This window comes from Flavobacterium sp. CG_9.1 (assembly GCF_015751645.1).
In the GTDB taxonomy this organism is placed as follows: domain Bacteria; phylum Bacteroidota; class Bacteroidia; order Flavobacteriales; family Flavobacteriaceae; genus Flavobacterium; species Flavobacterium xanthum.
Window position 1 is genome coordinate 1 of record NZ_JADOVC010000018.1, and the last position, 12,832, is coordinate 12,832.

General features: G+C 33.9%; 12 protein-coding genes. 3 read left to right on the forward strand and 9 right to left on the reverse strand.

Annotated elements, in window-relative coordinates; translation table 11 throughout:
- Nucleotides 1-340: 340 nt before the first annotated feature.
- Nucleotides 341-1,576 carry an ABC transporter permease gene (locus IWX83_RS10650; RefSeq protein WP_073354184.1) on the reverse strand — a complete coding sequence of 412 codons (1,236 nt, stop codon included), beginning with the start codon at nt 1,574-1,576 and terminating at the stop codon, nt 341-343.
- A 6-nt stretch (nt 1,577-1,582) separates the two neighbouring features.
- On the opposite strand from IWX83_RS10650, the gene IWX83_RS10655 reads away from it, so the two are divergent.
- Complete coding sequence (locus IWX83_RS10655) at nt 1,583-2,797, forward strand: exo-beta-N-acetylmuramidase NamZ domain-containing protein (RefSeq protein WP_196829599.1); 1,215 nt, start codon at nt 1,583-1,585, stop codon at nt 2,795-2,797.
- Nucleotides 2,798-2,859: 62 nt separating this feature from the next.
- Here the strand turns inward: IWX83_RS10655 and IWX83_RS10660 are convergent, their stop codons facing one another.
- The gene (locus IWX83_RS10660) at nt 2,860-3,354 is read right to left on the reverse strand and encodes a YkgJ family cysteine cluster protein (protein ID WP_066082878.1); all 495 of its coding nucleotides are present in this window, start codon (nt 3,352-3,354) and stop codon (nt 2,860-2,862) included.
- An 84-nt stretch (nt 3,355-3,438) separates the two neighbouring features.
- On the opposite strand from IWX83_RS10660, the gene IWX83_RS10665 reads away from it, so the two are divergent.
- Nucleotides 3,439-4,146: a class I SAM-dependent methyltransferase gene (locus tag IWX83_RS10665; RefSeq protein ID WP_073354241.1), complete on the forward strand. Its 708-nt coding sequence runs from the start codon at nt 3,439-3,441 to the stop codon at nt 4,144-4,146.
- 147 nt (nt 4,147-4,293) lie between these two features.
- Here IWX83_RS10665 and IWX83_RS10670 read toward each other — a convergent pair whose 3' ends face one another.
- The 7 genes from IWX83_RS10670 to IWX83_RS10700 all read right to left on the reverse strand — a co-directional run bounded on the left by IWX83_RS10670 (nt 4,294) and on the right by IWX83_RS10700 (nt 10,901).
- On the reverse strand, nt 4,294-4,926 hold the full coding sequence (locus IWX83_RS10670; protein WP_073354189.1) for a 7-carboxy-7-deazaguanine synthase QueE: 633 nt from the start codon (nt 4,924-4,926) through the stop codon (nt 4,294-4,296).
- A gap of 219 nt (nt 4,927-5,145) precedes the next feature.
- Nucleotides 5,146-6,846, reverse strand: a complete 1,701-nt coding sequence (locus IWX83_RS10675) for a tetratricopeptide repeat protein (protein ID WP_370568413.1) — start codon at nt 6,844-6,846, stop codon at nt 5,146-5,148.
- Nucleotides 6,836-7,756: a PstS family phosphate ABC transporter substrate-binding protein gene (locus tag IWX83_RS10680; RefSeq protein ID WP_196829601.1), complete on the reverse strand. Its 921-nt coding sequence runs from the start codon at nt 7,754-7,756 to the stop codon at nt 6,836-6,838. The genes IWX83_RS10675 and IWX83_RS10680 overlap by 11 nt, the downstream gene beginning before the upstream one ends.
- 233 nt (nt 7,757-7,989) lie before the next feature.
- Nucleotides 7,990-8,787 (reverse strand): energy transducer TonB, encoded by a 798-nt coding sequence (locus tag IWX83_RS10685; RefSeq protein WP_196829602.1) that lies wholly within the window; start codon nt 8,785-8,787, stop codon nt 7,990-7,992.
- Nucleotides 8,788-8,825: 38 nt separating this feature from the next.
- Nucleotides 8,826-9,374 carry a biopolymer transporter ExbD gene (locus IWX83_RS10690; protein ID WP_073354195.1) on the reverse strand — a complete coding sequence of 183 codons (549 nt, stop codon included), beginning with the start codon at nt 9,372-9,374 and terminating at the stop codon, nt 8,826-8,828.
- A gap of 19 nt (nt 9,375-9,393) precedes the next feature.
- The gene (locus tag IWX83_RS10695) at nt 9,394-9,993 is read right to left on the reverse strand and encodes a biopolymer transporter ExbD (RefSeq protein WP_231379944.1); all 600 of its coding nucleotides are present in this window, start codon (nt 9,991-9,993) and stop codon (nt 9,394-9,396) included.
- A gap of 89 nt (nt 9,994-10,082) precedes the next feature.
- Entirely contained in the window at nt 10,083-10,901 is an 819-nt protein-coding gene (locus IWX83_RS10700; protein ID WP_073354199.1) for a MotA/TolQ/ExbB proton channel family protein, read from the reverse strand.
- Nucleotides 10,902-11,272: 371 nt separating this feature from the next.
- On the opposite strand from IWX83_RS10700, the gene IWX83_RS10705 reads away from it, so the two are divergent.
- On the forward strand, nt 11,273-12,793 hold the full coding sequence (locus tag IWX83_RS10705; RefSeq protein WP_196829604.1) for a helicase HerA-like domain-containing protein: 1,521 nt from the start codon (nt 11,273-11,275) through the stop codon (nt 12,791-12,793).
- Nucleotides 12,794-12,832: the final 39 nt, after the last annotated feature.

Consider the following 12,832-nt stretch of genomic DNA (forward strand, 5'->3'; position numbering starts at 1 on the left):
ATCACAGACAGGATTAATACTGAAATTAGGTCCTTGAACGCAGTACCGTCTAAGATAGGTTCGGTTTTTTTGACGCCTGGGCAGTTGTTCCTTGTCTATTTCTTACGGTCCTTATTATAGTAAGACAATTTATACCTACCTATATATAAGGTACACCGAATTCTAAATCAATTATACAACTCCCCGCGTTAGGGATAGCAGCAAAAAGCCCGCAGGCAAGTGAAGTGTAACGCAACTTGACGAGGACTTGTAGCGAATAGCCCGACCCTCTATAAAAAAGAGGCTACTACCCATTTAGATAATAGCCTCTTTTTTATAGAGGGAAACGCCCAAATGAAGTTTAATCGAAACGGATGGCTTTTACTGGTGATATTTTAGTTATTATATAGGATGGAATTAGCAACACCAAGAAACAAACAGCAACTGTAAGAGCATTAAGCAAGGCTATATATCCCCAGTTCAAATAAACTGGGGCTTGATTGACATAATAATTTTCTGGATTGAGTTTGATGACACCAAAATGTTGCTGAATCAACAACAACGATATCCCTATGAGGTTTCCCCAAAACAGTCCTCTCACTATAAGGTAAAAGGCATTGTACAGAAATATTTTTCTAACTGACCAATTATTTGCCCCTAAAGCTTTAAGAATTCCTATCATTTGAGTGCGTTCAAGGATGAGCACTAAAAGCGCAACAACCATATTAATGGTGGCGACAAGTATCATGACCGCTAAAATTACTATAATATTAAAATCGAACAATTGAAGCCATTCGAATATATAACTGTATTTTTCGATTATGGATTTGGTATCTAACGTAGAAGACGTTTGTGCATAAACCTGCTCACCTGTTTCCTGAATAGTATTAAAGTCATCTACAAAAACCTCAAAAGCTCCCACTTGATCGGGACTCCATTTATTAATGCGCTGCAAGTGTCGAATGTCTCCTATTAAATAAGTGGCATCAAATTCCTGAAATCCAGAGTTAAAAATACCTGTGATTTTAAATCTTCGGATGTTTGGTAGTTTGTTTTGACTTTCTTTAATGAAAAACGTATTAAAAGAATCACCTACTTTTAGATTCAACCTTTTAGACAAGAATTGAGAAATTAAGACCTCTTGATTAAGCTCTTTTGAGAAATCAGGCAATTTACCTGAAACCAGATATTCTTTAATATTATTCCACTGGTAATCCTGCCCAACTCCTTTGAGGATTACTCCTTCGAAAGCAGTTTCGGTTCTTATTATTCCTGCTTTGGTTGCGATGGCTTGAATGTGACTTATTCCAGAAACTGAAGTGAACTTTGGATAAAAATCTTGTTTTTTAGAAATAGGAATAAGTGTAACTTCCGATTGATTATTATCATAATTCGAAATAATAATATGGCCATTGAAGGCAGAAATCTTCTCTCGGATTTTTTGTTGCAATCCAATCCCAGTTGCTACCGAAACAATCATCATGATCATTCCTATGGCAATTGCCGAAATTGCAATTTTTATAATTGGCGCAGATATACTACTTTTATAATCTTTAGCAGTGATAAGTCGTTTGGCAATAAAGTATTCTAAATTCAATTTGATATGGTATCTAGTTTGGTGTTCAAAAATACATTTTTATTATTTGTTTTACTAATCGTGTCTTGCGGAAGTTCGATAAAGATTAAAGAAGAAACAAAAAACTATACAAAAACTACAATAAAAAATCTCTTTCAAACAGTAAAAACTGGTGCTGCTAATTTTGATGCTTATCTGCCATTATTAAAAGATAAAAAAGTTGGTATTGTAACCAACCAAACAGGCATCTTACCCAATAAAACCCATTTGGTTGATTTCTTTTTAGAAAAAAACATAGCTATTCAAACTATTTTTGCTCCAGAGCATGGTTTTCGAGGAACTGCGGACGCGGGTGAACATGTAGTCGACGGAAAAGATTATAAAATAGGATTGCCTATTATTTCGCTTTATGGGGATAACAAAAAGCCCAGCTCCGAACAATTAGCTGGAATAGAGATCTTGGTTTTCGACTTGCAAGATGTGGGCGCACGATTTTACACGTACATTTCCTCTTTACACTATATTATGGAAGCTTGTGCCGAAAACAACATTCCTTTATTGATTTTAGACAGACCCAATCCAAACATAAGTACTGTAGACGGTCCAATTTTAGAAAAGGAATTTACGAGTTTTGTAGGAATGCATCCCGTACCAGTACTTCACGGAATGACTATTGGTGAATACGCACAAATGATAAATGGAGAAAAATGGTTAAAACAAGGAATTCAATGTCAACTAACAGTAATTCCTTGTCTCAATTACAATAGAAATCTAAACTACAGTCTACCAGTAAAACCATCACCTAATCTTCCGAACGATCAAGCCGTTGCTCTTTATGCTAGTTTGTGTCTTTTTGAAGGTACTAATGTAAGTGTAGGTAGAGGTACAGAGAAGCAATTTCAAATTTACGGATCACCTTATTTACCCAACAATACCTTTAGTTTTATACCAAAACCAAATTTAGGTGCTAAAAACCCATTGCATAATGGAGTAAAATGTTTTGGCGAGGACCTAACCACTCAAACTAAACTGAATCAACTGGAATTGAAATGGCTTCTAAAAGCATATAACTCTACCTTAGATAAAGCAAAATTCTTCAATTCTTTTTTCACAAAATTAGTGGGAACTAAAAACCTCCAACGGCAAATAGAAAATGGAATTTCAGAAAAAGAAATCAGAGAAAGCTGGAAGGACGGCTTGCAAAAGTTTAAGAAAATGAACGCAAAATATTTGATTTATTAAAAATTAATCCTTTACTCGACAGAAAAGGATTGAAAATCACAATAGGGAGATATAATTGTAAATTATAATGGCAACTTCTTCTTCATTTCTTCTACTATATTAAAAGCAGCTGGGCAAATTGCGACGTTCTTTAACGTTAGATCTGTAATTTGCTGAAACTTCTTTCTGTCCGTATGCGGGAATTCGCGACATGCTTTTGGTCGGACGTCATAAATCATACATGCATTTTCATGATCTAAAAAAGTACACGGAACACTTTGCAAAACATAATCTTGGTCTTCATCAACACGCAGATATTGTTCTATAAATTGCTGTGGCTTTTGTCTCAAATATTTCGACACACGCTCAATATCTGCAGAAGTAAATAATGGCCCTGTTGTCTTGCAGCAATTAGCACATTTCAAACAATCTGTTTTTTTGAATTCAGCATCATGTAAATCCTGCATTACATAATCTAAATTTTTCGGGGTCTTTTTTTTCAGCTTATCGAAATACTTTTTGTTTTCGATATGCTTATCTTTGGCTTCTTTAGGAAGTTCGTTTAAAGTAGGTTTCAAATTGAAAGTTTAAATTTTTGCAAAACTAACACTTTTTGAACGAGGATTATAGCTTTATGAATGTTGAATTTAGAATTACAAACAATGAAAGACCTTTTTGGCCAAGCCATACTCGATTATCAAACCAATAATTCTCCAGAGGATTTAATTACTGAGACTACCATCTCTGAAGAAGATGAAATGTCCGTTGCTTATTTATTCCGTTCGCACGACGAAATGCCATTAATGGAACAAAAAGCACTAGAACTTGCTAAAGGAAAAGTGCTAGATGTAGGTTGTGGTGCAGGAAGTCACAGTTTGTATTTACAAAACGAAAGAAATTTACATGTTACCTCAATTGATATTTCTACAAATGCCATTCAAGCCTGCACGCTTCGTGGACTTAAAAATGCACAAGTTCAAGATGTAATGACGATAGAAGATGAAAAATACGATACTATTTTATTATTAATGAACGGTGCTGGCATGTGCGGAAAGTTAAAAAACATCCCTAATTTTCTTTTAAAATTAAAATCATTACTGCTTCCTGGTGGTCAAATTTTACTGGACAGTTCTGATATCATTTATATGTTTGATGATGATGAAGATGGCGGCAAGTGGATACCTTCAAAAAACGAATATTATGGCGAAATAGTTTTCAACATCTCCTATAAAGGCGAGAAGGAAAAACCATTCGATTGGATGTTCATTGATTATAATACTTTGCAAAATGCTGCTTTAGATAATGGATTTCAATGCCAATTAATTCTCGAAGGGGAACATTATGATTATTTAGCAAAACTTTCATTTTAAAGTAATACCCTAGAAGGAGACAAGATAAAAATAAATCCTTCAATACTAAAAAAGTGAACAAGCTGGCAATTCAAAAAACCAATAGTTTCACACAAGGACTATAACGAAAAACCCCAAAACAGGATTAAATGTTTTGGGGTTTAATTTTTAAGGGATATTCAAATATTTATGTGTTTGTAATGATACACGCCATTTAGGATTTTTCATGACATAATCCACAATTAACGGTGTCATTTCTTCTTTTTTGCTCCATTCTGGTTGAAGAAACAAAATAGCATTTGGATTTACTTTTTCGGCTTGTTCTTCAGCAAAAACAAAATCATGTTTATTATAAATAATTACTTTCAACTCGTGCGCATTATCATAAACGGTTTCTGTAGGCAATTTGTTTTTCTTTGGCGAAAGACAAATCCAATCCCAAGCTCCGGAGAGCGGATAAGCACCTGAAGTTTCAATATGAACTTTTAAATTTTGTTCTTTTAGTTTTTGAGTAAGCAAAGTCATGTCCCACATCAAAGGTTCTCCACCGGTAACCACGACAGTGTCTGCATACTTATTTGCATTTTCGACTATCAAATCAATACTCGTTGGCGGGTGCAATGCTGCATTCCAACTTTCTTTTACATCACACCAATGGCATCCAACATCACAACCACCTATTCGAATAAAATATGCTGCTGTTCCAGTATGAAATCCTTCTCCCTGAATGGTATAAAATTCTTCCATCAAGGGTAACATCGCGCCTTTGTTAACTTCTAATTGTATTTCTTTTGATAACATTATTTTATTTTAAAGTGCAAAGATAGTTAATTTGAAAAGGAGTTAATTTGAAATCGGTAGCTAATATTACAAACTTCGAAAATGCGTTAGCCATCAGCAATGTAATCCATAGTAAGAAATGAGAATTTTATCCTTAACTATTATTCTCTTAAAATATTAAGCACAAAAAAAACCGATAATCAAATGACTATCGGTTTCTATTATCCTTAAAAATTTCAACTATTTTAAAATCTTTATCGACTCAGCAGCATAACTATTTGCTGGATCTAAAGCAAGAGTTTTTTTAAAGTACTCAATAGCTTTAGGCTTGTCAGTGTTTGCAAAACTTGCTGCCATATTATTGTAAGATTCAATAATCTTAGTCTTAACGGCTGGTTTGGCAAGTTCTTCTGCTCCTAGTTCTGTAGTTTTTGCTACATAATCTTCATAATTCTTAACCATAACATCATCTTTTTCAAGTAATCTGTTGGTTCTTGCTTTATAAAGATAAGCTTCTAAATACGTTGGCGAAGCTACTAACACTTTATCAAAAGCTGCCAGAGCCTTTTCCAATCCAACTACATCAACTTTCACTCCTTTTTCTTTGTTAATGTTTGCGTAGTAATTCGCTAAACCAAAATAAACATTGTCATCAAGGAAATTTGAAGAATCATTGGTATTTGCACCATATTCAAATATTGCAGCAGCTTCGGTATACAGTTTTTCTGCAAATAATTTTTTACCTACTTCACTTAATTCTTGGACTGCTAAAGGTTCCATTTCAATCGCTTTTTTGATATCCACTAAACCTGCTTGAAAAGCAATTGGATCAATTGACAATCCATCAGCGCTAGTTCCTTTTTTAATTTTAGTTAAACCCAAATACAAATAATCTAATGCTATAGCTTTATTTCCTGGAGAAGTAATAAAACTGTCCAATGATTTAATAGCTACATCAACATTACCGTTTTTGTATGCAGCATATCCTAAATAACGGTAGATTCTTGGATTAACTTTGTCCAATTCTATCATTTTATTTGCTTCAGCTTCAAGTGCTACATAATCCTCTACTAAAATAAGAAAATCGGCACGACGCATTCTAGAATGAATAGAATAATCTGTTAAGGACATGTATTTATCGTAGTATCCTATTGCAGTTTTGTAATTTAAAGCAGCTTGAGATGGCTTGTTACGTGCTATTTTATAATACGTTTCTGCTAACTCTCTGTATACTGGTCCATAATTTGGATTCAGTGCAATTACTTCATTGTACGCTTTTAAAGCTTCATCATACGATTTAGCCCCTTTCAACAAAACACCTAATTGCATTTTTGCTCTAAGCAAAGTATTGTCTGCCTGAAAAGCACTTCTATATGCAACATAAGCTTCATTTTGCTTACCATCACCATAATAAGCATCTCCTAAGGCCAGTTGCAATTGAGCATCTTGCGCATTATTAATTGCAGCTCTACTTAAAACTGCGATTGCATTTTTGTAATCTGGTTTCACCGCATTCATATAGGCTCTACCGATATAAATAAATTCTTCGAAATCTTTTCTTCTCATGTCGCCTGTAGCTAAAGCAAATTTAGCTTGAGCACCAGCAACATCATTTTTATCTAAATCAATTTGACCTAGACCAATGTGATTCAATTTAGCCCCATCAGAAGCGCTTAATCCATTTTGAAAATAAATCTTAGCAGAATCTTGTACATTTTGATTCAGATAAACATTCCCTAAAGTAAAAAATGCAGCTCCATTAGATGGCTTTGCTTTAATGATTGATTTTAAAATTGTTTTTGCGCTTTCAAATTGCTCCGCATCAATCGCTTTTTTAGCTTGATTAATATCCTGTGCTTGCAGCGTAAAAGCTGACGCCAATAAGGCAACACTTAACGTTGTAAATTTATTCATGTTCATTGTAGTTAAATTATTTTTCATCATTTTGGCTTTTAGTTATTGTAAATTTCCTCGCAGGAATACGTATAGGTAACAACCCGGATTTTAAAATTATTCTTTGTCCTACATCTCCACCGACGAATGAAGCGAACCCCATCCCTAGGCCAGAATAACCTTGACAGTTGATTATATACAAATCACGTGCCAAAGGGTATTTTTTTTCTGCTATATTATTTTGCGATGGCAAGTAGGATTCATTCCCTACGAGACCCGTTACTCTTAAAGCATTCACATTATCAACATACTTTTGCATCGCTGGCTGTGGCTGAGATAGCCAATTGACACCAACAACACCAATCATATCTGAATTTTCCGAAACATATTTTATCACTTCATCATTGGTTTTAAAGGAGAAAACCCCACTTTTAGGAATACTCTCAATCCCTGCCAAAGATTTCATGTAGCGCACCGTGCTTGAATTCAAATTGTCAAAAACCAATCCTTTAATTGATGGAGTAGACTTTCCTTGCATAAAACTTATGACCTCTTTAAGAGAGATTATCGAGTCTTGCTTATTCTTATTAGCAATAAACGCAATGGCATCTGTAGCAAATGGCGTTATTTTAGGGTTAATTTTTCCCGATCTAAAAATTTTCAATTCCTCCGCTGTCAAATTTCTAGACAAAATCGCTATAGCTCCTTTTTCATTAAATAAAGAGTTTAGGACTTCAGACTCCGATTTTGAAACAAGCTTTATCTTAGCCTCATAATTATTCTCAAATACGGCTACCTGATCCTCTATTATAGGAGACAACGTTTCATCAACAAAGACCGTTGCAGTACCTTTCAAAATAGTTTCCTCTTCCTTTGACGTATTAGTTTGATTACAAGAGTAGCCTAACACTAGTACTAAGAAAAAAATAAAATATGGAAGTTTAGCAAATTTTTTCATAAACTAATTATTATTATCGTTAATAATTCGGAAGAATCTAAATGAAGCATAAGCTATAAGTAAAATTCCGAATGCGATTCTATACGCTGGAGACATATCTAAAGGGAAATTCTTCATGAAGATAATGAATAAACCTAATACAAGATATATCAGAAAAAACAAAATTCCTAAAACAAGAAGAAATCGCTCTTTAAGCGATTTCTTCCTAATATTACTAAGTATGTTATTCAACATTAATCTGCAGATTGAATAGTGATTGGAAGCGAATAAAGTACTCTTACCTTCTTACCATTTTGTTCACCCGGCGTCCATCTTGGACATTTTTTCAAAACTCGAATAGCTTCTTTTCCTGTACCATAACCAATATCTCTAATTACTTTGATATCTGTTAATGAACCATCTTTTTCAACTACGAAGGTAACGTAAACCTTACCTTTTAAACCTTCTTCTTCCGGTGTTTGATAGTTATCACCAACAAATTTATAAAATTTATTAATCCCTCCTGGAAAGTCAGGTTTAACTTCAATACCAGCAGTATTATAAATTTGATTATCTACCTCTTCAACTACCGCAGCTGTTCCTGTACCTACTGGTTCAACAGTTAAAACTGCATCAGGATCTCCTTTGATCGTAACTGCACCTAATTTTTTATCTTTTATTTCGACAGTTTTAGGTGGTTCCTCTGTAACTTCCTCCGCTTTAGCCACGACTGGTTTTACAAACTTCATTTGATCCACTTTTGGAGGTGGTGGTGGTGGTGGTGGGATATTCTTCTTTATCTCTTCCTTTTTAGGGGGCAATTTAATTGTAACAATTTTATTATCTAAAGTTTCATCTGCTTCGGTAGAATCAGGTAGTAAATTTAAAATAAGCGGCATACTGACTGCTAGCGCAAAAACAATTGCACCAAAAATAAGCGCTCTAACTGCAGTCTTGTTATTTGATTTTCTAAGTTCGTAAGCGCCGTAGGCCTTATTACGTCCCTCGAATACAATATCAAGCCATTGGTTTGTGAATATATCTAATTTCATTTTTCTTAATTATTAGGTTATTGAGTAGTAAGAAAATCTTATTTATCTTCTAACAATTTTAATTCCTCTGGAGAGAAATCATTTACAATTGCATTTGAAGGTACTCCCACAATATTCATCTCATCTAGTATATCTACTAAATTACGGTAGCTTGACTTTTTACTTGGTTTAATAATTACGATTAACCCTTTGTCTTTGTTACCAGTGTATTCAATTACTGATAATTTTCTTTTCAATAATTCTTTACGAATACCCTCTTTACCATAAGATATATCCTTAGGACCAGCAATTGGAGTTGCCAATAAACCCATATAATAAACCATTTTGTCATTATCACCTAACATCACCGTCAACGTACGGTTTTCGTCAACTTTAATGGGCTTTTCTTTGATTTTATCATCTTCCTTATCTGGCAAACCCAAGCTCATAGATTGAGGTTTAGACAGGGTCGTGGTAAGCATAAAGAAAGTAATCAATAAGAATGCCAAATCCACCATAGCAGTTAAATCTACTTTAGAATTTGCTTTTTTACTTCTTACTTTTCCACCTTTTTTGCCTCCACCGTCGCCGGTATTTAATTCAGCCATTTTAGTGTATGTGTTTTAATTATTTTTCTGTTGCTCTTAGACCAGTAACTAAACTAAAGTTATTGATTTTTTGATCCTGTAAAATATCCATTACTTGTTTAATAGCAGGATATTCTTCTTTTGCATCTCCTTTGATAGCAATTTGCAATTCTTTGTCGTTAACGTCAATATTTGCTATGCGAGAATTGTAGATCCATTCTTTCAGTTGATTGTCCAATGAATCTTTAGGGATTCCAGGTTGCAACCCCTCTTTATTGCGTTCCGAGGTTTTCATTCCAATCAACTGTTTTAGATTCGTAATTGGAACTCCAATACCTTCCATTAAAGAAAAAGTTTTAGTTTCCTCCTCTGTAAAGGTAACTCCATATTTTTGACCCATTAATTCAAGCGCTTTTATACGAACTTCTCTTCCTTTTAGGTCAAAGAATACTTTCCCTTTCCCAACAGTTATTGTAGCCAAATCAGTATCTGGCAGCTTAGTTTGAGTAACCGAAGCGGGCGTATCTACTGGCAATGCTTCCGGTATCTTTGCTGTAGCTGTCATTACAAAGAACGACAACAAAAGGAAAGCAACATCACACATTGCAGTCATATCAGTAGACCCTGCTTTCTTTTTCATTTTTATAGCCATTAATATATTTTTTAATATCTACAAGAAAATAGATTTCGTTTTCCAACTATCTATTTTCTTGTAAATTAAATTATTAATTATTTTTGTGTACTTCTGTAGTGTCTGTAAGTATTTACAATTGTGTTACCTGCCTCGTCAATAGAGTAAGTCAAATCATCAATTTTAGAAGTAAAAAAGTTGTAAGCTACAATTGCTAAAGCAGAAGTAGAAATACCTGTTGCAGTGTTGATAAGTGCTTCAGAAATACCATTTGCAAGAGCAGCTTGATCTGGTGTACCAGCAGCAGACAATGCACTAAATGCTTTAATCATACCTGTTACTGTACCTAACAAACCTGCAAGTGTACCCAATGAAACCATTGTAGAAAGCACAGTCATGTGTTTCTCTAACATTGGCATCTCTAATGAAGTAACCTCTTCAATTTCTTTGTGAATAGTTTCTGCAGCAGCTTCGCTATCAAAACCTTCTCTTTTAACTTCTTGATATTTCAATAAAGCTGATTTTATTGGATTTGCAACAGAGCCTTTTTGTTTGTCACATGCAGCAATAGCTGCTTCAATATTACCACTTTTAATATCGTTTTGTACATTTTTCATAAAAAGATCAAGATTCCCTGTACCTGAAGCTTTTGATATTACAGCATAACGTTCAAATGAGAACACAACAACCATTAATAACAAACCTAATAATACCGGTACAATAGGACCTCCTTTATATACCATTGCTAACATATTACCTGGCAGTGGATGACCTGTATTTACGCCGCCTTCGAAGTTAGCACCATTACCCATTATAAAATTCCATATTACCCATCCCACAAAAATACATGCTACAATAATGATTCCTGAGATCATTCCTCCTCCGTTTGCACCTTTTTCTTTTTTAACGTTTGCCATTTTTTTTAATTTTAATAGTTTTAAATAATTTATCTTAGTTATATTAAACTTGTAGTGGAGCAAATTTATATTTTTAGTTCAAATAAAAAAACTTTTTTTTATTTTATTACAATTAAATTTATTTCAAAAACATATTTATAGATTTTTACACTACATTTATATCAATATACGCAAACAATTAGGCATTATTATAAAATATAATATATATTTTTATGAATAATTAACATAATAATTCAATAAGATGCTATTTAGCAGGAAAACTATTATTTTACGGTATTAACAATAAAAAAGGAGGAAAACTGCGGTATACACCAAAATTGTTAATTTTAGAAAAATATAATATCTTGCATCGTATTTCAAAACAACCTATAATGGACACAAAGGAAAAATTTATTCAACAAATAGCACAAGGATATAGTTCTAAAGGTGAAAGCATTATTCTTGGTGGTGCGATTTTAGACGGAGAAGCTTTACCCAATACATTTGTAAAAGTGCCTTTAAAGACCATAAGCCGACATGGCCTAATTGCGGGAGCTACCGGAACTGGGAAAACTAAAACCATACAAGTTTTTTCAGAACAATTATCAACCCTTGGAATACCTGTTTTAATGATGGACATCAAAGGTGATTTTAGCGGAATCGCAATGGAAGGAGAAGAAAAACCTTTTATAATGGAACGACATGCTAAAATTAACATTCCGTATTCCACTGCACGTTTTCCTGTTGAATTATTAACTTTGTCTGAGCAAAATGGCGTGCGACTTCGCGCCACTATATCTGAGTTTGGACCCGTGTTATTTTCCAGAATTCTAAATTTAAATGATACACAGGCTGGTGTGGTTTCTGTCATCTTCAAGTATTGTGATGACCACAAAATGCCTTTATTGGATTTAAAAGACATCAAAAAAGTAATTAATTACATCACCGAGGAAGGGAAAGATGAAATTGAAGAACAATATGGCAAAATTTCCACATCGACAACTGGAACTATTTTAAGAAAAATAATTGAACTTGAACAACAAGGAGCAGACTTATTTTTCGGAGAAATGTCTTTTGACATAGAGGATTTAATGCGTATTGACGAAAACGGAAAAGGATACATCAATATTTTGAGACTAACTGATATTCAAGATAGACCAAAATTATTCTCCACATTTATGCTGAGTTTATTAGCCGAAATTTATCAACAAATGCCTGAAAAAGGAGATTCAGACCAACCAGAATTAGTAATTTTCATCGACGAAGCCCATCTGATTTTTAATGAAGCTAGCAAAACTTTATTAGAGCAAATAGAGACCATCGTAAAATTAATTCGTTCTAAAGGCATCGGAATTTATTTTATCACACAAAATCCTATGGATATTCCAAGTGGTATTCTGGCTCAGTTAGGTTTAAAAATTCAGCACGCTTTGCGAGCATTTACAGCCAATGATCGAAAAGCAATCAAACAAACCGCCGATAATTATCCAACATCCGAATATTACAAGACTGATGAAATTCTAACTAGTTTAGGAATTGGCGAAGCACTAGTTACCGCCTTAGACGAAAAAGGAATTCCAACGCCACTCGCAGCCACCATGATGCGTGCTCCGATGAGCAGAATGGACATTTTGACAGAAAGCGAAATTCAAGAAATCAATAGCAAATCAAAATTAGTAAAAAAATACAGCGAACTTATAGATCGCGAAAGTGCTTATGAAATGTTGAATAAAAAAATTGCTGTTGTCGAAGAGGAAACAACCATACACAAGCAAACACAAGAAGATCAACAACGACAAAATCAGAGTTCTGATACAGCAAGTGCTCTTGGAAAATCTGTTTTAAAAGTTCTAACTAGTGCCACTTTTATCAGAGGCGCTTTTGGAATCTTGACAAAAATGTTTAAAAAATAAGTCAACCTGACCGCATTGTAAGGTTGATTCTAAAAAATG